Source organism: Candidatus Binatus sp. (genome assembly GCF_030646925.1).
Classification (GTDB): domain Bacteria; phylum Desulfobacterota; class Binatia; order Binatales; family Binataceae; genus Binatus.
In genome coordinates this window covers 17,233-34,534 of record NZ_JAUSKL010000105.1, presented here as the reverse complement: position 1 = coordinate 34,534, position 17,302 = coordinate 17,233, and the positions used below count along the sequence as shown (strand labels likewise).

Sequence of the window (17,302 nt, the reverse complement as noted above, 5' to 3'; positions counted from 1 at the left end):
CGGTTAAGGACTTGGCCCGCAAGCTGATGCGCTACATCCGTCACTACAACCGCGCTCCCAAACCCATCAAGTGGACCTATCGCGACCCCAACCATCGCATCTATTCCGATACCAATGTCACTGTTACAGGCCACTAGTTCGCGCGCAACGTACAAAGTTGGAGACGTCGGGCGCCCAAGCCGTGACTAAAAGCTCAAGGTTATTCCGTACTCGGGCCCGAACGAAAACCACCGGATAAAGTTTCCGTCTTCGTGCGAGTCCTCTAGCTGGCTATAACCGAAAACCCCTCACTCAGGGTTAGGGTCAGTCGTAGCCGAGAAGGTGCCTCCATCGCCCTGATGGCAGCCTTTCCAGCTGTAGACGCCGGCCATGTTCTTCACCCAAGAGCCGGCCTGAATTGGGGACCACGCCCCGTTTAGAACCGCGCGGCATTTCAGAAGGCCTTCCGGACCGCTGATAAAAAGCTTGAGGCCAAACGTGCCTCCAATTCCCTTCGGCCGCTCCAGGCCTTTGATCGGGCCATCATCTCCCTGGTTATCGGTCCAGGAACCAAAAATCTTCAGCCCACTCGGGGACCCCTGAGCCGGTATAATTTCCACTGGGATTTTGCCGAAGTGTCTATCGACAAGCTCACCGTAGTAGTGGCCGTCCATTTTCGGAGGCGGAGGGGGACAGTGGTGAAGTAAGCATCCCCGCGACGATTCAGCGATGTCGGCGGAGAGGTCGTCTTGGGCAAGTGCGACAACCGGCAGGAGCAAAAGGAGTGCTCCGGCAGCAACGATTCCTTTCAAGTTCATCAGATTTCCTTTGTAATCTTTCCAGATCTATTAAACTGGCGGATAGTTGCCAGCGGGGCCGCATGGCTAAGTGGGGGCACATGGGGCTAATCCCCACGACTCCCGGCGGCCCCCGCCAGCGAGTTTATTTTCGCAGGCGCGGATCGTCAGCGGACATGCACACGCTGTCTTCCATGCGCTCGCGGAAAGCCTGCATAGACACCAAAGAGAATCTAAGCCAATCAGCGGCAGTCGGCACCCGGCTCGATGCTTCCTATGACGCCAGCCTTCCATGCGGCGCACGGATTACGGTCGGCGACCCAGCTTATGCCGTGGGTACTAAGCCATCCAAGACCTTCAGCAAGCGCGAGCATCAAAATAAAGATTCCGGTCGAGTAGGCCCATTCTCTTCAGAAACGACATCGGCGTGTCTCGGCGCAGCCAAATGCCGGGCAGGTTCTTCAAGAGGCTGTAGTAAAGCGTCGCCGGGTAGGGGGACTCCACGATCTTGCTGGGATCCTTGAATCCAGGCTTGGCACCATTTCAGAACGCGCTTGGCTTCGGCGCGGAAAGCCGATAACTGAATTGTGGGGACTTTTGTGGGGACTCTCAGTAAATTTCGGTATTACTCGGTATCGGTCGCATGTTTTGCTGAACGAACGGAGAGCCCCGTCCATCATGGGTTTGGTTGATATCGAGCGCTACTGAACGATATCTTTGAAAAAGGTTCTTTAACGCTTGGGGTGCGTGTGGTCGCCGGTTCAAATCCGGCCACCCCGACCAACGGTCCGATCGAGACTGCATTCAACGAGGGCTTCAGCATCGAAAGGACAGCAATGGCCAACAGCGAACAGCTAGCGCGAGAGATCGAAGAGTTTTACCGCGGTTACATCGACGCCTTCAATCGCGAAGATATCGATCTGTTCCTCCAGATGTTCGATCTGCCGTACGTGATTGTGAGCGGCGAGCGCGCGGCCACGATCGTCGCGGACGAAGCGGCGCGGCAGAATTTTTATACGCAGATGATGATCGGAATTCACAATCGCGGCTGGGCGCGCTCCGAGATCGACCTGATGAAGGCGTGGCCGCTCGGGGAAAAGCTCGCGATGCTGCTGGCCGATGTGACGCGCTACAAGCGCGACGGCGCCGTGATCGAGCGGCTCCGCGCCTGCTACACGCTGCGCCACGATGGCAAGACGTGGCGAATCGTCGCGCTGACGGAAGTGCGTGCGCCGTTTACCGGCCCTGGCGATATCGCTCGCAGCTGAGCGCCTCATTTCATTGTCCGCGAGCGTCACGCTCGCCATTCAGGTTCCGTTTCTCAAACCTGTGCGAATGCTCTGAATCCAGAGCGGCGATCCTGCCAGAAGGATCCTCTTTGAAGCAATGCGTACCGCGGAATCGCGGCGAACGGCGTCGAATCGTTTGACATCGCGGGCTTATTGATAATAATTCTCATACTCAAACTCAAAAACGGTCGCTATTTCCCGCCCCGCGATAGCCGTCCCACGGAGCCAGCTATGAGAATCGTAGGCCACAACCTCTGCAAATTGCCCCGCCCGGCCGCCGTCCGGCTGCTCGCCGCGATAGCGGCCTTCGGCGCGATTCAACTGTGGGGAATCCCCGCCGCCTTCGCGCAGGGTGCCGGCGCCTGTGCTCGATTTCTGCCCGGCAGCGCGATCACGCCGCCGCCAGATCTATTCAGCAGCAGTGGCGTCCTTAAACTGAACTTGTCGTATCAGACCGCGCTCGACCCAAACGGCAATACGCTGTTCTGCTACGTATTGCCCGACGGTCAGCAGTCGCCGACGCTGCACGTGAAGCCCGGCGACCGCCTGCAGATCACGCTCACCAACGACACGCCGAATTCGACCAGTTCGACCGCGATGCAGATGCAGATGTCGGCGGCGTCCGGTAGCACTTGCGGCGCCGCTACGATGAACGATTCCTCGACTAACATTCACTATCACGGCACCAATACTCCGCCGACGTGTCATCAGGACGAAGTAATTTTCACCATGATTAATTCAGGGCAGTCGTTCACCTACGATCTTCCGTTTCCCGCCGACGAACCAGCCGGCCTTTACTGGTACCATCCGCACATTCACGGTCTAGCAGAGGCCGCGGTTCAAGGCGGCGCGTCGGGCGCGATTGTCGTCGATGGGATCGAAAACCTGCAGCCAAAAGTTGCCGGATTGCCGCAGCAACTTCTGATTGTCCGAGACAATCAGGTGCCCGGCGCACCCAGTGGTCCCAGCGTTCCGGCATGGGACATCTCGCTCAACTATGTGCCGATTCCCTTTCCGAACTACCCGCCCGCAATCATCCAGATGCCCGCCAAACAGAAGCAGTTCTGGCGCGTCCTCAACGCATGCGCAGGAACTATTCTCGACTTGCAACTGCTCTACGATGGCAAGCCACAGCAACTGAAGATCGTGGCGCTCGATGGCGTCCCTACTGGATCGCAAGAGGGCACGCGGCGCGGCAAAATCGTGAACGCGAAGCACATCCTGGTACCTACCGCCGGTCGCGCCGAGTTCATTGTCGTTGGGCCCAAGCGAAAGGTGAGTAGCGCAATCCTGGTGACCCGAGCCGTCAACACCGGACCCGACGGGGATCTCGATCCGGCGCGGCCGATCGCGACGATCCAGACTGTCGCTACGGTCGGCGCCGCGCGCGCGATGGCGATTCCAGCGGTCTCGGGACCTGCCAACAAGCAGCGGTTTGAAGGCCTCGCGAACGCGCAGGTGACCGCGAATCGCAAGCTCATCTTCTCGGAGTTTTCCACCGATCCGGGCGACCCCAACGAGGGCAGCGTTGAATTCTTCATCACCGTGGACGGGCAACCGCGGGTGCTGTTCGATCCGAACAACCCGCCCGCGATTATCACGAAGCAGGGATCGGTCGAGGACTGGGTTGTGGAGAATCGCTCGCTGGAGTCGCACGAGTTCCACATCCACCAGATTCATTTTCTGCTACTGGAGCGCAACGGCAAGCCGGTACCGAAAAAGGAGCAGCAGTTTCTCGATACGGTCGACGTGCCGTTCTGGACCAGAGGGCAGCCGTTCCCGAACGTGAAGGTGAGGATGGATTTCCGCGGCCCGGATATCGGCGACTTTGTTTATCACTGCCATATCCTGGAGCATGAGGACGGCGGCATGATGGCAACGATCCGGGTGAATCCGTAGCGGAAAACATTCGGGAATTTCGGCGGGATTCGTTGTCAGCGCGTGATCCGGAATACTGGGCTCGCATCTTTTACTAACAGCGCGTAGCGCGCATCCTTATCCTAATGCCCCAGGAAGCCCGAAACCCGTGAGGGGTTTCGGCCTCCTATCTTCGTGCTCTTCGAGACTGGATTCGTCAGGACGCGAGCGGGGCGAGCGAACCGACCGATTCCGGCACGCCCGACGCCGGCAACGGACGCGAGCCCGGCTTCACATCGAACGGCGAGACGAGTCCGAGTTCGTTGGCGATCTCGCGCGTCGCCGGCATCACTTCGTTCGCGATAAGGCGCATGTTCATCACGCGATCAGCCGCCGAGATTGGTCCGTCGTTCTGCCAGAAGCCGAAGATCCCCGGCCGCAGCACCTCGAGCACTTTGCGGATTTTCGGGATGACGGATTTTGGCGTGCCGCAAATGACCTGCATCGAGCGCTCGACTTGCGGGAACGCGTCGAAGATTTTCTTGCGGGTGGCCGCGACGTCGATCTGCGGCTGCGTCCATGCGCCGGCGCGGACATCGATTTGCGATTGCGCGATCTTCTCCTCGCTCGACGGCGCAAAGCCGCCGAAGGGACTGCCCTGCACCGCATTCGGATCGGAGAATTGTCGCGCGACGCGGCGAGTCGCCTCCTTCGAGTTGTATCCCGGCGGGAACATCCACTGCGGCTGGCCGAACAGGCTGTAGCCGATTCCGGCGCCGCCGAACATGTCCCACTTGGCGATCTCGTGCGCTTTCTCTTCGGTCTCGGCGACGAAGACTTTCTGCAGATAGCCGAAATTCTCGGGCCCGACCTGATAGCCCTCTTTCGCCGCCGCGTCGCGATAAATGTTCCAAAGCTCGACGGTCGGTTCGAGGAACGTGGCCAGCGCGACGTATGGATATCGATGCTGCGCGCACCAAATCACCGTCTCGGGACTCAGCAGTCCGGGAATCCAGATCGGCGGATGCGGCTTCTGCAGCGGCAGCACCCACGGATCGACGAAGCGATAGTGGAAATGCTTGCCCTCGTAGCGCCACGGACCGGGCTTGGTCCACGCATCGACGACCAGGTCGTGCGCCTCGTTGAATAGCTCCCGGTTGTAGCCGGGATTGGCGTTGGTCGCGAACTGCTCGCTGCCCGCGCCGCGCACCCATCCGGTGACCAGTCGTCCGCCCGAGATCATGTCGATCATCGAAAGTTCTTCGGCGAGGCGCAGCGGATTGCCGACCACCGGCAGCGGATTTCCGAGCAGAATGATCTTCACGCGCTTGGTGATGCGCGCGAGAATCGACGCCTCGACGTTCATCACCGAGCCCATGCAGAACGCGGTGTCATGATGCTCATTGAGCATCACGCCGTCGAAGCCGAGTTCCTCGGCGAGCGTCTTTTCGTCGAGATATTCGTTGAGCAACTGCGCGCCCTTCTGTGCGTCGAATTGCTGATTGGGCAGGCCGAAAAATCCGTTCTTGATGATCTCGTCGTTGCTGACGTGACGATACGGACGCTCGGTGAAATACATTATGTGCATCGCAGCATCTCCGTTTCGAGTTGGCTCGAGTTAGCCAAAAAAAGTTTCCAGCTCGCAAATAAATTCGGCCGAGCGTTCGATCTCGGGCCGATGACCACACTTGTCGTAAGTGATGACGCGCGCGCCGGCGATCGCATCGCGATACGATTCGGCGGCGCTGACCGGCACCACCGCGTCGTCCTTACCCCACACGATCAGCGTCGGCAATCCGGCCGCGACGCCCAGCAGATGCGGCAGCGACGGATTGTGCATGAACGGCTGCCACGCGAGCCGGGCGCATTGCGCGCGCGCTTCCTCGAAGTTCTCGAACTGCAACGGCGTGGGGCCGCCGCCGTAGAGATCGCCGTACTCGGCCGTATTCGCGGGATCGAGCACCGACGCGACCATCTGCTGCGGCGCCATCATCTGGAAGAAATCCAGGATGTGGCCGGTCGGCGGCTTGATTCCCATCGGCGCCACCAGCGCCATCTTGCGGAACTGCGACGGATTCGCGGCGGCCATTTCGGCGGCAATCCATCCGCCGAGTGAAAACCCGATCACATCGACGGGCGCGAGACTGCTCTCCTTCAGATAGCGCGCATACAGACCCGCCATGTCGCGCATGTTCATGATCCACTCGGCGCGCTCGGTGCGGCCGAAGCCGGGATGAAGCGGAATCAGGACGGTGCGGCGGCGCGCGATGTCGGCGTGCCATTTGAGCCAGCCCGGATGCCCGAGTTCCTCGTGCAGCACCAGCAGCGGGCGTCCGCTGCCGCCTTTGACGACGACCAGTTCGGTGCCATCGACCTTGACGGTTTGTTCATGCCACGCAGTGGATTCCTGAGCCATTCGCGCACCAATCCTTCGCAATCCCGATGCTCAAACCGCCTAACACAGCCGCGGGGGATTTTACAAACCGATCGGTATGTTGCTGGGAGCGGCGATCTAATCGGATTTGGCCATGCTCAAAACGACCGGCGGGACGGCTTAATCAGCGCGCCGCTGATCGCTATAATGCGAGCTGCGTATGGCAATCGATTTGGAAGACGCGCGCAAGCGGATGGTGGTCGAGCAACTCGAAAAGCGCGGAATCCGCGACGCTCGGGTGCTCGAAGTGATGGGCGCCGTCGCGCGCCATCGCTTCCTCCCCGCCGAACTCCACGATCATGCCTACGACGACGGCCCGCTTCCGATCGGCGATTCGCAAACGATCTCGCAGCCGTACATGGTTGCGCTGATGAGCGAAGTCGCAGAGCTCGAGGGCCACGAGAAAGTGCTCGAGGTCGGCACCGGCTCGGGCTATCAGACCGCGGTGCTGTCGCATCTGGCGCGCGAGGTTCATTCGGTCGAATCGATCGAGCATCTGCACGATCGCGCGCGCGTGATCCTGACCTCGATCGGCATCCGCAACGTGGTTCTGCACTATGGCGACGGTTCCGAAGGATTGCCGGAGCATGCGCCCTACGAAGTGATCATGGTGACGGCGGCGATGCCCGGAATTCCGATGCCGCTGCTGCATCAATTGACGCCGAAAGGCCGGCTGGTCGCACCGATCGGCGAAGATGAATTGCAGACGCTGGTACGCATCAGCCGTCGCACCGGCCAATGGAACGAGGAATATTTCGGCGAATGCCGATTCGTAAAGATGATCGGTAAGCACGGCTTCAAGGAATAGCGGCGGCAATCGAACTGGCCGCAACGTTCGGAGTGGTCCGAACGTAATCAGGGTGTGAGACCCTGTCGGATGAGGTGGGCGCCGCGCGGTGGTGAAGGGCGGAAGGGATAGGTGGATGCCGGGGACGCCGGGTGCGGCGGTTGCGATGACGCTCGCGATCGTTGCCGCGCTCCTGTTCGCCGGATGCGGCGAGAGCAGCACCCCTACTTCGCCCGACGTCACCGCGATGCTCGCGCGCCGGCGCCAGGTGACGCACACGGTCAGCGCCGGCGAATCCGTCTTTCAAATCGCAAGGCGCTACAAAGTCAGTCCGGAGGGCCTGATGAAGGCCAACCGGCTGAGGAGCCCGTGGGATCTTTACGTCGGCCAGACGCTGGTGATTCCCGGCGCGTATCAGAAAGCCTCGCTCGGCGGGATCGGAGCGTCGGGCGCGCATCGGTACAACGGCGAGCGATCGTCGCGGCAATTTCTGTGGCCGGTGGCGCACGGTGTCGTGTCCTCGGGATTCGGCGTGCGCAACGGCGCGATGCATGACGGCGTGGACATCTCAGCGCCGGCCGGCACGCCAGTCTATGCGGCCGATAGCGGCACCGTGATTTTCTCGGGCAAGCTGCACGGCTACGGCAACACGGTGATCGTGCGCCACGACGATAGTTACGCGACTGTGTATGGGCATCAGGAGCGCAACTTGGTGGCCGAGGGCGCGCGCGTGCGCCGCGGGCAGGAGATCGGCGAGATCGGGCGCACCGGCCGCACTAACGGCGCAAATCTTCACTTCGAAGTGCGATGCTACAATCTGGCGAAGGATCCGCTCGCGTATCTGCCGCAGCCAACGACCAGCAGCGGTATCAGTTTTGCCGAAGCCGGCGGTTCGTAGCGCGCGCGAAATTCCATTCTGCTCGGCCTGCTAGTAGTCTCTAGGCGTCGCAGCGCAACTCCATAGATTCGCGACCGGGTTGAAATGACAGCAGCAGAGATAAAAAATCTGATTCGAGACATCCCGGATTTTCCCAAGCCGGGAATCCTGTTCCGCGATATCACGCCGCTCATCGGCAACGCGCGCGGCTTCGCCGCGGTGGTCGATCATCTCGCGGAACAATTCCTCGGCGCGGCGGATATCGTGCTGGGGATCGAATCGCGCGGCTTTATCATCGGCGCGCCGGTCGCGTATCGGCTCGGCGTCGGCCTCACGATCGTTCGCAAACCCGGCAAGCTGCCGTTTCACACCGTCGATCAGAGCTACGACCTCGAATACGGTTCGGCGGCCTTGCAGATGCATCAGGACGGGATTATCAACCAGGCGCGCGTGCTGATCGTCGATGATCTGCTCGCGACCGGCGGCACCGCCGAGGCTGCGGTGCGGCTGGTCCGCATGGTCGGCGGCAACGTGATCGGATGCGCATTCGTAGTCGAGCTAGACGCTCTCAAGGGACGCGAGCGGCTTGCGCCGATCAACTGCTACTCGCTGATCCACTATGATTGAACGATGCCTGCTCGACTGCGCCGGATGAGTGCCGCGAACGCGCCGCGCCTCAATCCGCGACCGTGCGATCGGCGCGAATTTGCGCGCAGGTCGTGATGTGCAAGCCAGCGTCGTTCATTCCCATGTGCAATCCGATCGGCGGCGGCTGGTAATAGTTCTCGTCGTCACCTCGCTCTACTTCGTCACTGAACTGGTGAGCGGCTACTGGGCCGGCAGTCTCGCCCTGCTGTCCGACGCGGTGCACATGCTGACGGATATCGCGGCGGTCTGCCTCGGCTTGCTGACGCTCTGGATATCGACGCGGCCCGCGTCGAGCGGCAAGACCTACGGCTATCTGCGCGCTGAAATTCTTGGCGCGCTGCTAAACGGACTCTTCCTGTGGCTGCTGGTGGTGTTCATCTGGTTCGAAGCGATCGACCGGCTGCGCCATCCGCACGCGGTATCGGGACTCGCGGTGATGATCGTCGCGGTGATCGGTATCGCCGTGAACACATTCTCCGCGTGGATGACGTCGGCGGCCGCCGGCCACATGTCCGGGATGGCGCTGCGATCGGTTTTCCTGCATGTCATTTCGGATCTGATCGGCTCGTTTGGCGTGCTCATAGCCGGCGCGCTCGATTACTTCACCGGATGGGAACAGGCCGATCCCGCGGTGAGCATTCTGATTGGCGGGCTGGTGCTCTACAGTTCGTGGGGATTGGTGCGCGAGGGCGTGGACATCCTGATGGAATCGGTGCCGGCGCACGTCGATCTGGATCAATTGCGCAACGACCTGCTCGCCATCGACGGCACCGAGGAAGTGCACGATCTTCACGTCTGGTGCCTCACCACGCGCCAGTTTGCGCTGTCGGCGCATGCGGTCGTCACCGCAGAGGCCGATCGCGATCGCGTGCTCGCTGACATGTGCCACTTGCTGCAGAACAAGTTCAACATTCATCATCTGACGTTGCAGCTCGAGCGCGACAGCCGCCGCGAGCATGAGCCTGAGCACTACTGATCGCGTGGCAGCGCGTTGAAAATCCACCGATGAAGCTTGATGCCACCGTATTTTACGACGTCGATACGCAGCGCGATTTTCTGCTGCTCGATGGCAAGTACCACATGCCCGACGCCGAGCGGGTCGTGCCGGTGCTGGCGGCGCTGACGGATCTCGCGCGCGAAACTGGCGTCAAAGTCGTGTGCTCGATCGATCATCACGCGCCCGACGACCCATTGCTCCAAAGCAACGGCGGTCCCTACCCCGATCATTGCATCGTGGGAACCCCGGGCGAGAAAAAAATCGACGAGACCGCGCCGCGCAATCCGCTGTTTCTTGAAAGCAAGGAATACAGCTCGGAAGAGATCCAGGAAATTTTGCATCACGAGGGCGAAATCATTTTCGATCGCCGGCAATTCGAGTCGTTTGTGCGTAACGCCCACGTGCGCACCGTGTTGCGCCTGCTGCTGCAACCGATCGCAGATATCGTCATCTATGGCGTTTACACCGAGGCCTGCGTCGATCGCGTGATCACGGAACTGATCGGCCTCGGGCCCAAGCTGCATGTCGTCAAGGAAGCGATCGCGAGCGCCAGCGCCGATCGAGCGGACTTTCTCGAGAAGTGGTCGCAGCAAGGCGTTCAGATAATTTCATTCGAAGAATTGCGAATTCGAATATTCAACTGATGGCGGCGTGCGAAAATCCGGAGTGCGTCGAGCCCGCCGTCGAGGACGAACGCACTGAGGAGGTAGCGCACGAAGAGGCGTGGATGGCGCCGCCGTTTCAGCCGGTTCGCGCGATCGCGGCGCTGATACTTACAGCTTGCGGATTCGGGCTCTACGAATACGTGCTGGTATCGTTCTGGTCGGTCGGATGGATGGGCATCCACGATCGCATTCCGTGGCCGGCGTTTTTGATGCTCGCCGCGGCGCTCGGCATCATGCTCGCGGCGATTCGGCTCGCGCTGAGTCTTTGCTCGCCGCACGCGAAGCTGGGCTTCTCGATACTGGCTATACTCGGCGGCATCGCTGTCGGCGTCGGCGGCGGGCGATTCGTGAGCTACACGATGCGCGGGACCTTGAATCCGCTGTTCGAGTTGAACCTCGCGCCTGGTGACCGCTTTCCAGCGTTCGCGCTCAGCGATCAGAACAACTCGATTCGGCACGGCGCGTCGGCTCCAGGAGCCAATGCGACGTTGATCTACGTCTATCGCGGCGATTACTGCCCGTTCGCGCGCTACGAGCTTGCCGACCTGACTGCGCATGCCGAAGACTTCCGCCAGGCGGGCGTCGAGGTGATCGCGATCAGCGCCGACCAGGCCGATCGATCGAAGATGCTCTCCCGATTTTTGCGCACCTCGATTCCGCTGCTAGGCGACAATTCTGAAAGCGTGCTCGCGCCGCTTGGACTCGTGCAGCATCATCGCAATGGCGAGCCCGACAACGCGATTCCCGCGTTCTTCGTCGCCGATCGCGAGGGCGTTGTGCGATGGATTTTCACGTCGCCTTATTATCGCGAGCTCCCGACAATCGAAACTTTGCTCGACGCCGCGAAATCAGCGATCAGCGCGCAGGGTGCGAAAAATCCAGCGCCGCCAGCATCGCCTTGATCGCTCGCGCGGGCGAATCCGCGCCAATGATCGATCCGATTGCGGCGACTCCTGCCGGACGCGCGCTGGCGTCGGGATTCGCGATCAATTCGCGCGCGCGCTCCGGCGTGATTCCGCCGAGCGCAAAAACCGGAATCGCGCCCGCGCGGCACGCCGCCGCGAGCCCGTCGATTCCCCAGGCATGGGTCGTCGGCGGTTTCGAAATCGGATCGAACACCGGCGCGAACAGCGCAAAATCGGCGCCCTCGCGCGCGGCGCCCGAAACGTCGGGCGGCGAATGCGCCGAACTCCCGATCAATCGATTCGGCCCGAGCAGCTTGCGCGCCATGCTCGCGCCAATCGAATCGAATGGCAGTTGCACGCCGTCGGCGCCCGCCGCGATCGCGACGTCCACGCGATCGTTCACCAGCAGGAGCGCGCCGTATCGAGTGCAGATCGCGCGCAGTCGCAGCGCCAGTTCGTATAGCTCGCGCGCTTCGAGGTCCTTCTCGCGGAGCTGCAGCGCGACCGCGCCCGCCGGTGCGACTTCAGCCGCCGCCGCGAGCGCTTCCTCGCACGCAGCAATCAGGTTGCCGCTCTTTACGACGCGCCTATCCGTGATCAGGCAGAGCTTGAAGCCGGCCCGCGGGCGCGCGTCCAACTTGATTTATCCGATGAGTCCGGTGAGCGGGCTCGACGCGGTCGCGTACAGCCGCCGCTCGATTCGCCCCGCCAGAAACGCGAGGCGTCCCGCTTCGACGCCAAGTTTCATCGCGCGCGCCATCGCGATCGGATCCTTCGCGCCCGCGATCGCCGTGTTCATCAGCACTCCGTCGCAGCCGAGTTCCATCGCGACCGCCGCGTCCGACGCGGTACCGACGCCCGCATCGACAATCACCGGCACCTTGGCCTGCTCGATGATGATCGCGAGGTTGAACGGGTTGCGGATGCCGAGGCCCGAGCCGATCGGCGCCGCCAGCGGCATCACCGCGACGCATCCGATCTCCTGCAATCTCAGGCACGCCACCGGATCATCGGTGACATACGGCATCACCTTGAAACCCTCTTTGACCAGCACCCGCGCTGCTTCGATCGTCGCGGTGACGTCGGGAAAAAGCGTCTTGGTGTCGCCGATCACTTCGAGCTTCACCAACTCGCCGATGCCGACTTCGCGCGCGAGGCGGCAAGTGCGAATGGCTTCCTCGGCGGTGAAGCATCCGGCGGTGTTCGGCAGAATCTGGTAGCGCTTCGGATCGATATAGTCGAGGAGATTTTCTTTTTTGCGATCGGTGATGTTCACGCGGCGCAGCGCGACCGTGACGATTTCCGCGCCGCTCTCCTCGATCGCCGCCTTCGTCTCGGCGAAGTCCTTATATTTTCCGGTGCCGACGATTAGCCGCGACTTGAATTGCTTGCCGCCCAGTTCGAATGGAATGTCTTGCATAACTACCTTTGATTCCGCGTGTCGCGATTGCGTGAGCGGGCTCATCCGCCGCCGACGAAGTTGATGACCTCAACCACGTCGCCTGCGCTGATCACAGTTTCGGCGAATCGCGCCTTCGGAACAATCTCGCTGTTGATTTCGACCGCGACCCGTGTCGGCCTAATCCCGAGGCGCTCGATCAACGCTGCGACGCGCGGGTCACCTTCGATTGTATATGGATCGCCGTTCAGAGTGATCGCGATGGCGGAGGCCGATTTTTCGGACATTGTGGGAAGCCGCGGATCGGGTCGAGCGGTCTTGCGGCCCGTTTCGACGCGCATCTCGCGCATCCGCCGAGCCTGCTCGTTTATACAACCCGCTCGAAGGGCTGTCAAAATTGGTCGGGCGAGTCGGCCAGGCGCCGCAAATCGATTCAAACAGCGCGTCGCCGTCACGTACAAAGCATCTCGTCGCCGCGTCGATTGACTGTGACGATGACCGATGTTAGTTGAGCACGCTCGCACCGTGAAGTAACGCGCGCATCTGCGCTACAATCGCAGTTGAACGCCGACCATCTTCCGCAGATGACAGCCGCAACGCATCGCCCGACCGTCGCCGAAATCGATCTCGGCGCGCTCCGCCACAACTTCCGCGCGCTGCGCGCCCTGGCGCCCGGCGGCGAGCTGATGGTGGTCGTCAAGGCCGACGCTTATGGCCATGGCGCGGTGACCGTCGCGCGGACTTTGCTCGGCGAAGGATGCCGCCATTTTGGCGTCGCCACGCTCGACGAGGCGCGCGAACTGCGCGAGGCGGGAATCAGTTCGCGCATCTATCTGCAAGCGGGATTTTTCCCCGAGCAGGCGCGGCATATCGTCGAGCTCGATCTCACGCCGTTCGTTTTCGACGTTGCACTGATCGGACTGCTCGACGATGCAGCGATCGCATCGGGCCGGCGCGATTTTCCGATCCACCTCAAGATCGACAGCGGCGCGACGCGCCTCGGCGTGATGCCGCCGCAGATCGGCGACCTGATCGCGGCGGTTCGGCGCGCAAAGGCCGTGCGGCTCGAAGGCGTATGCACCTTGCTCGCGAATGCCGGCGATCCGTCGAGTCCGATCACCGACGCGCAGCTTCGCGTGTTCCACGCCGCGCTCGATACGCTCGCAGCCAACGGGATGCGCCCTGAGATCGTGCACGTCGCGAACTCCGCGGCGCTCGTGATGCGCCAGGATTCGCATTTCAATTTCGTGCGGCCCGGCCTCGCGATTTACGGCTTGCCACCGGTCCCGGCGGTGCGCGAACGCGTCGCGTTGCGGCCGGTGATGACCTTCAAGACGCGCCTGATGCAACTCAAAAACGCGCCGGCCGGCAGCGGCGTCGGTTACGGCCACACTTTCATCGCGCCGCGCGACTGCATGATCGGCGTGCTGCCGGTTGGCTATGCGGACGGTTATCGGCGCGGATTGCAGCACGGCGGCGAGGTGATTGTGCGCGGCGCTCGCGCGCCCGTCGTCGGCGCAGTCTCGATGGATTTGACCACGATCGACGTCACCGACGTGCCGGACGCCGCGGTCGGCGACGAAGTGATCTTGTGGGGCGCCGGCGGCGCGGACATGATCAGCGTCAATGACGTCGCGCGGCTCGCGCAGACAATTTCATACGAGATGCTCTGCACCGTCGGCAGGCGGGTGCCGCGCATCAGCCGGGAGTAGTTGCGGATGAACAGTAATGATGGCGCGATCAAGCGCGCACTGTTGGGCGTGTCGAACAAGGACGGCCTCGATAAGTTGGCGCGCGCGCTCGAGCGCCACGGCGTCGAGATTCTTTCGACTGGCGGCACGATGGCGGCGCTGCAGGCGGCGGGCGTAAAAGTTCGCGCGGTCGAAAATTTCACCGGCTCGCCCGAGATGTTCGACGGGCGCGTAAAGACGCTGCATCCGAAACTGCACGGCGGAATCCTCGCGCGGCGCGACGACGTAAATCATCAGCGCCAGATGCGCGAGAACAGCATCGAGCCGATCGATCTGGTGGTCGTGAATTTTTATCCGTTTGAGCAGACGGTCGCAAAAGCCGGCGTGACGCTCGAGGACGCGATCGAGAATATCGATATCGGCGGTCCGGCGCTGGTGCGATCCGCAGCGAAGAATCATCGCGACGTCACCGTGGTCGTCGATCCGGCGGACTACCCGGCGATCGTCACGGAACTCGATTCGAATCGCGGCGCGATCAGTGCGGAAACGCGATGGCGGCTGGCGCGCAAGGCGTTCGCGCGGGTCGCCGCCTACGACGCCGCAATCGCGAACTATCTTGGTACGCATGCCGGCGCGGATGATTCGTCTCCGCTCGGCGAGACGTTCAATCTTTCGCTACCGCGCGAACAGGCGCTCCGCTACGGCGAGAATCCGCATCAGACCGGCGCACTGTACGGGCGTTTTCACGAGATTGCGCATCAGTTGCACGGCAAGGAACTGTCGTTCAACAACGTCGTCGATATCAGCTCGGCAATCAACTTGATGCTCGAGTTTCAGGCCGAGCGGCGCGCGGTGGTCGCGATCCTGAAGCACAACACGCCGTGCGGCGTCGGCGTCGGCGATACGCTGAAGGGCGCGTGGGACAAGGCGTTCGCGACCGATCCGGATTCGCCGTTCGGCGGTATAATCATTTCGAATCGCGCATGGGATTTGGAATTTGCGCGTGCGGTGGACGAACTGTTCACCGAAGTTTTAATCGGTCCCGAGTATCCGCCCGAAGTGATCGAATTCCTGCGCAAGAAGAAGAATCGCCGCGTGATGACCTTTCATCCGGAGGCCGTCGATCGGAGCGAACTCGATTTAAAAAAAGTGCTGGGCGGCCTGCTGGTGCAAACGCCGGATCTGGCGATCGAAGATCCGCGCCAGGGGAAAATTGTCACGCGGCGGGCGCCGACCGGCGCGGAATTGGACGCGCTCACGTTCGGAATCAAGGTCTGCAAGCATATCAAGTCCAATGCGATCGCATTTGTCGGCGCCGATCGCACGCTCGCAGTCGGCGGCGGCGCAACTTCGCGCATCGATCCGGTTTACGCGGCGCGCGAAAAAGCCACACGGCTAAAAGTATCGCTCGAAGGTTCAGTGCTGGTATCGGAAGCATTGTTTCCTTTTCCCGACGGACCGACGCTCGCGGCGGAGGCCGGCGCCACCGCGATTGCACAGCCGGGCGGCGCGGTGCGCGACGACGAAGTGATCGCCGCCGCCGACAAGTACGGCCTGGCGATGGTCTTCACCGGGGTGCGCCATTTCCGCCATTAACTCGCGATGAAAGTTCTCGTCATCGGCAAGGGAGGTCGCGAGCACGCGCTCGCTTGGCGCCTGCATCAGAGCGAAAGCGTCTGGAAGATTTTTTGCGCGACCGGAAATCCGGGGATCCATCAGATTGCCGAGCCGGTCGCGATCGCACCAACCGACTTCGCCGCGTTGATCGAATTCGCGCGTGACAAAGAGATAGACCTCACCGTCGTCGGACCCGAGGATCCGCTCGCAGCAGGAATCGTCGACGAGTTTGCAAGCGCGGGACTCAAAATCTTCGGGCCAACTGCGGCGGCAGCACAACTCGAAACCAGCAAGTCATTCGCGAAGGCCGTGATGCGCGAGGCGGGCGTTCCCACCGCGGACTTCGAATCGTTTGACGACGCCGACGCCGCGCGCCGCTATGTTCGCTCGCGCAAGCGTTCCGTCGTAGTCAAGGCCGACGGCCTCGCGCTCGGCAAAGGCGTCGTCGTATGCCGCGACGAGAGCGCCGCGCTGCAGGCAATCGCCGACGCGATGGATCTCCGCAGATTCGGCGCCGCGGGCAATCGCGTCGTGATCGAGGAATTTCTCACCGGCGAGGAGTTGTCGTTCTTCGCGCTGTGCGACGGCGAAAATGCGATCGCGCTCGGCTCCGCGCAGGATCACAAGGCAATCTTCGACGGCGATCGCGGTCCCAACACCGGCGGCATGGGCGCCTATTCACCGGTGCCTCAGTTCGGCGCCGAACTCGAAGCGCGCATCATGCGCGAAGTCATTTCGCCCACGCTCGCCGCGATGAACGCGCGCGGCACACCGTTTCGCGGCGTTCTGTTCGCCGGCCTGATGATCGACGGCGACCAGATCAATGTGATCGAATTCAATGCCCGCTTCGGCGATCCTGAATGCGAAGCGTTGATGATGCGCTTCGACGGCGATCTCGCCGCGACGTTGCTGGCGGCCGCCGAAGGCAAGCTCACAGAAGCGTCGTTCAGGCTGTCGCCGCGCAGCGCGGTCGCGGTCGTGATGGCGTCGGGCGGCTATCCGGGCGAATACGCGAAGGGCGTCGAGATTGCGGATCTCGATCGAATCGAAGGCAACGCGCCGTCGGAAATCAAAACGAAATGGGCGCTCAATAAAATTCGCGTCAAGGTCTTCCACAATGGCACCGCGATCCGCGACGGACGCCTTGTCACCGACGGCGGGCGCGTGCTGACTGTCACCGCGATGGCGCCGAAGCTCGCGGCGGCCGTCGATGCGGCGTACCAGGCGGCCGAGATGATCCGGTTCGAGGGCCGCCATTTCCGGCGCGACATCGCGGGCCGCGCATTGGCGCGTATTTCGGCGACCGGCGGCGCATCCGTATAATTCATCGGCAGCATTTTCGATGGGGCGCGGTCGGGCG

General features: G+C 61.9%; 17 protein-coding genes. 11 read left to right on the top strand and 6 right to left on the bottom strand.

Annotated features, from left to right (window positions below; genetic code table 11):
- Positions 1-287 precede the first annotated feature (287 nt).
- Positions 288-797, bottom strand: a complete 510-nt coding sequence (locus Q7S58_RS18270; RefSeq protein ID WP_304829306.1) for a hypothetical protein — start codon at positions 795-797, stop codon at positions 288-290.
- Positions 798-1,612: 815 nt separating this feature from the next.
- On the opposite strand from Q7S58_RS18270, the gene Q7S58_RS18265 reads away from it, so the two are divergent.
- Together Q7S58_RS18265 and Q7S58_RS18260 are read left to right on the top strand one after the other, a co-directional pair.
- Positions 1,613-2,044 (top strand): hypothetical protein, encoded by a 432-nt coding sequence (locus Q7S58_RS18265; RefSeq protein WP_304829303.1) that lies wholly within the window; start codon positions 1,613-1,615, stop codon positions 2,042-2,044.
- Between the two features lie 252 nt (positions 2,045-2,296).
- Entirely contained in the window at positions 2,297-3,964 is a 1,668-nt protein-coding gene (locus tag Q7S58_RS18260) for a multicopper oxidase family protein (RefSeq protein WP_304829299.1), read from the top strand.
- A gap of 175 nt (positions 3,965-4,139) precedes the next feature.
- Here Q7S58_RS18260 and Q7S58_RS18255 read toward each other — a convergent pair whose 3' ends face one another.
- Both Q7S58_RS18255 and Q7S58_RS18250 read right to left on the bottom strand, forming a co-directional pair.
- Positions 4,140-5,510 (bottom strand): LLM class flavin-dependent oxidoreductase, encoded by a 1,371-nt coding sequence (locus Q7S58_RS18255; RefSeq protein WP_304829296.1) that lies wholly within the window; start codon positions 5,508-5,510, stop codon positions 4,140-4,142.
- Positions 5,511-5,540: 30 nt separating this feature from the next.
- Positions 5,541-6,338, bottom strand: a complete 798-nt coding sequence (locus Q7S58_RS18250; protein WP_304829292.1) for an alpha/beta fold hydrolase — start codon at positions 6,336-6,338, stop codon at positions 5,541-5,543.
- A gap of 178 nt (positions 6,339-6,516) precedes the next feature.
- Between Q7S58_RS18250 and Q7S58_RS18245 the strand changes: the two genes are divergently transcribed.
- The 6 genes from Q7S58_RS18245 to Q7S58_RS18220 all read left to right on the top strand — a co-directional run bounded on the left by Q7S58_RS18245 (position 6,517) and on the right by Q7S58_RS18220 (position 11,232).
- Positions 6,517-7,164 carry a protein-L-isoaspartate(D-aspartate) O-methyltransferase gene (locus Q7S58_RS18245; protein WP_304829289.1) on the top strand — a complete coding sequence of 216 codons (648 nt, stop codon included), beginning with the start codon at positions 6,517-6,519 and terminating at the stop codon, positions 7,162-7,164.
- 115 nt (positions 7,165-7,279) lie between these two features.
- Entirely contained in the window at positions 7,280-8,041 is a 762-nt protein-coding gene (locus tag Q7S58_RS18240; RefSeq protein WP_304829286.1) for a peptidoglycan DD-metalloendopeptidase family protein, read from the top strand.
- Between the two features lie 84 nt (positions 8,042-8,125).
- Positions 8,126-8,647, top strand: a complete 522-nt coding sequence (locus Q7S58_RS18235) for an adenine phosphoribosyltransferase (protein ID WP_304829283.1) — start codon at positions 8,126-8,128, stop codon at positions 8,645-8,647.
- Between the two features lie 97 nt (positions 8,648-8,744).
- The gene (locus Q7S58_RS18230) at positions 8,745-9,644 is read left to right on the top strand and encodes a cation diffusion facilitator family transporter (RefSeq protein WP_304829280.1); all 900 of its coding nucleotides are present in this window, start codon (positions 8,745-8,747) and stop codon (positions 9,642-9,644) included.
- A gap of 29 nt (positions 9,645-9,673) precedes the next feature.
- On the top strand, positions 9,674-10,309 hold the full coding sequence (locus tag Q7S58_RS18225; protein WP_304829277.1) for a cysteine hydrolase family protein: 636 nt from the start codon (positions 9,674-9,676) through the stop codon (positions 10,307-10,309).
- Positions 10,309-11,232: a redoxin domain-containing protein gene (locus Q7S58_RS18220; RefSeq protein ID WP_304829274.1), complete on the top strand. Its 924-nt coding sequence runs from the start codon at positions 10,309-10,311 to the stop codon at positions 11,230-11,232. The genes Q7S58_RS18225 and Q7S58_RS18220 overlap by 1 nt, the downstream gene beginning before the upstream one ends.
- Here Q7S58_RS18220 and Q7S58_RS18215 read toward each other — a convergent pair.
- From Q7S58_RS18215 to thiS, 3 genes are read right to left on the bottom strand one after another with little or no spacing between them, the layout of a single operon-like run.
- Positions 11,186-11,872 carry a thiamine phosphate synthase gene (locus tag Q7S58_RS18215; RefSeq protein ID WP_304829269.1) on the bottom strand — a complete coding sequence of 229 codons (687 nt, stop codon included), beginning with the start codon at positions 11,870-11,872 and terminating at the stop codon, positions 11,186-11,188. The two genes, Q7S58_RS18220 and Q7S58_RS18215, sit on opposite strands and share 47 nt — an antisense overlap.
- 6 nt (positions 11,873-11,878) lie before the next feature.
- A complete protein-coding gene (locus tag Q7S58_RS18210) occupies positions 11,879-12,655 on the bottom strand; it encodes a thiazole synthase (protein ID WP_304829266.1) in 777 nt (258 codons plus the stop codon).
- 41 nt (positions 12,656-12,696) lie between these two features.
- Positions 12,697-12,921 (bottom strand): sulfur carrier protein ThiS, encoded by a 225-nt coding sequence (gene thiS / locus Q7S58_RS18205; RefSeq protein ID WP_304829263.1) that lies wholly within the window; start codon positions 12,919-12,921, stop codon positions 12,697-12,699.
- A gap of 297 nt (positions 12,922-13,218) precedes the next feature.
- Between thiS and alr the strand changes: the two genes are divergently transcribed.
- Genes alr through purD form a run of 3 tightly spaced genes read left to right on the top strand, consistent with a single transcriptional unit; the run spans position 13,219 to position 17,265 of the window.
- Positions 13,219-14,346, top strand: a complete 1,128-nt coding sequence (gene alr, locus Q7S58_RS18200) for an alanine racemase (protein ID WP_304829260.1) — start codon at positions 13,219-13,221, stop codon at positions 14,344-14,346.
- 6 nt (positions 14,347-14,352) lie between these two features.
- The gene (gene purH, locus Q7S58_RS18195) at positions 14,353-15,921 is read left to right on the top strand and encodes a bifunctional phosphoribosylaminoimidazolecarboxamide formyltransferase/IMP cyclohydrolase (RefSeq protein WP_304829257.1); all 1,569 of its coding nucleotides are present in this window, start codon (positions 14,353-14,355) and stop codon (positions 15,919-15,921) included.
- Between the two features lie 6 nt (positions 15,922-15,927).
- Positions 15,928-17,265, top strand: a complete 1,338-nt coding sequence (purD, locus tag Q7S58_RS18190; protein WP_304829254.1) for a phosphoribosylamine--glycine ligase — start codon at positions 15,928-15,930, stop codon at positions 17,263-17,265.
- Positions 17,266-17,302 lie beyond the last annotated feature (37 nt).

Bases quoted from the DNA above. Each gene is read 5' to 3' on its own strand.
- Q7S58_RS18270 (WP_304829306.1), bottom strand. From the start codon at position 797: ATGAACTTGAAAGGAATCGTTGCTGCCGGAGCACTCCTTTTGCTCCTG.
- Q7S58_RS18265 (WP_304829303.1), top strand. From the start codon at position 1,613: ATGGCCAACAGCGAACAGCTAGCGCGAGAGATCGAAGAGTTTTACCGC.
- Q7S58_RS18260 (WP_304829299.1), top strand. From the start codon at position 2,297: ATGAGAATCGTAGGCCACAACCTCTGCAAATTGCCCCGCCCGGCCGCC.
- Q7S58_RS18255 (WP_304829296.1), bottom strand. From the start codon at position 5,510: ATGCACATAATGTATTTCACCGAGCGTCCGTATCGTCACGTCAGCAAC.
- Q7S58_RS18250 (WP_304829292.1), bottom strand. From the start codon at position 6,338: ATGGCTCAGGAATCCACTGCGTGGCATGAACAAACCGTCAAGGTCGAT.
- Q7S58_RS18245 (WP_304829289.1), top strand. From the start codon at position 6,517: ATGGCAATCGATTTGGAAGACGCGCGCAAGCGGATGGTGGTCGAGCAA.
- Q7S58_RS18240 (WP_304829286.1), top strand. From the start codon at position 7,280: ATGCCGGGGACGCCGGGTGCGGCGGTTGCGATGACGCTCGCGATCGTT.
- Q7S58_RS18235 (WP_304829283.1), top strand. From the start codon at position 8,126: ATGACAGCAGCAGAGATAAAAAATCTGATTCGAGACATCCCGGATTTT.
- Q7S58_RS18225 (WP_304829277.1), top strand. From the start codon at position 9,674: ATGAAGCTTGATGCCACCGTATTTTACGACGTCGATACGCAGCGCGAT.
- Q7S58_RS18220 (WP_304829274.1), top strand. From the start codon at position 10,309: ATGGCGGCGTGCGAAAATCCGGAGTGCGTCGAGCCCGCCGTCGAGGAC.
- Q7S58_RS18210 (WP_304829266.1), bottom strand. From the start codon at position 12,655: ATGCAAGACATTCCATTCGAACTGGGCGGCAAGCAATTCAAGTCGCGG.
- thiS (WP_304829263.1), bottom strand. From the start codon at position 12,921: ATGTCCGAAAAATCGGCCTCCGCCATCGCGATCACTCTGAACGGCGAT.
- alr (WP_304829260.1), top strand. From the start codon at position 13,219: ATGACAGCCGCAACGCATCGCCCGACCGTCGCCGAAATCGATCTCGGC.
- purH (WP_304829257.1), top strand. From the start codon at position 14,353: ATGAACAGTAATGATGGCGCGATCAAGCGCGCACTGTTGGGCGTGTCG.
- purD (WP_304829254.1), top strand. From the start codon at position 15,928: ATGAAAGTTCTCGTCATCGGCAAGGGAGGTCGCGAGCACGCGCTCGCT.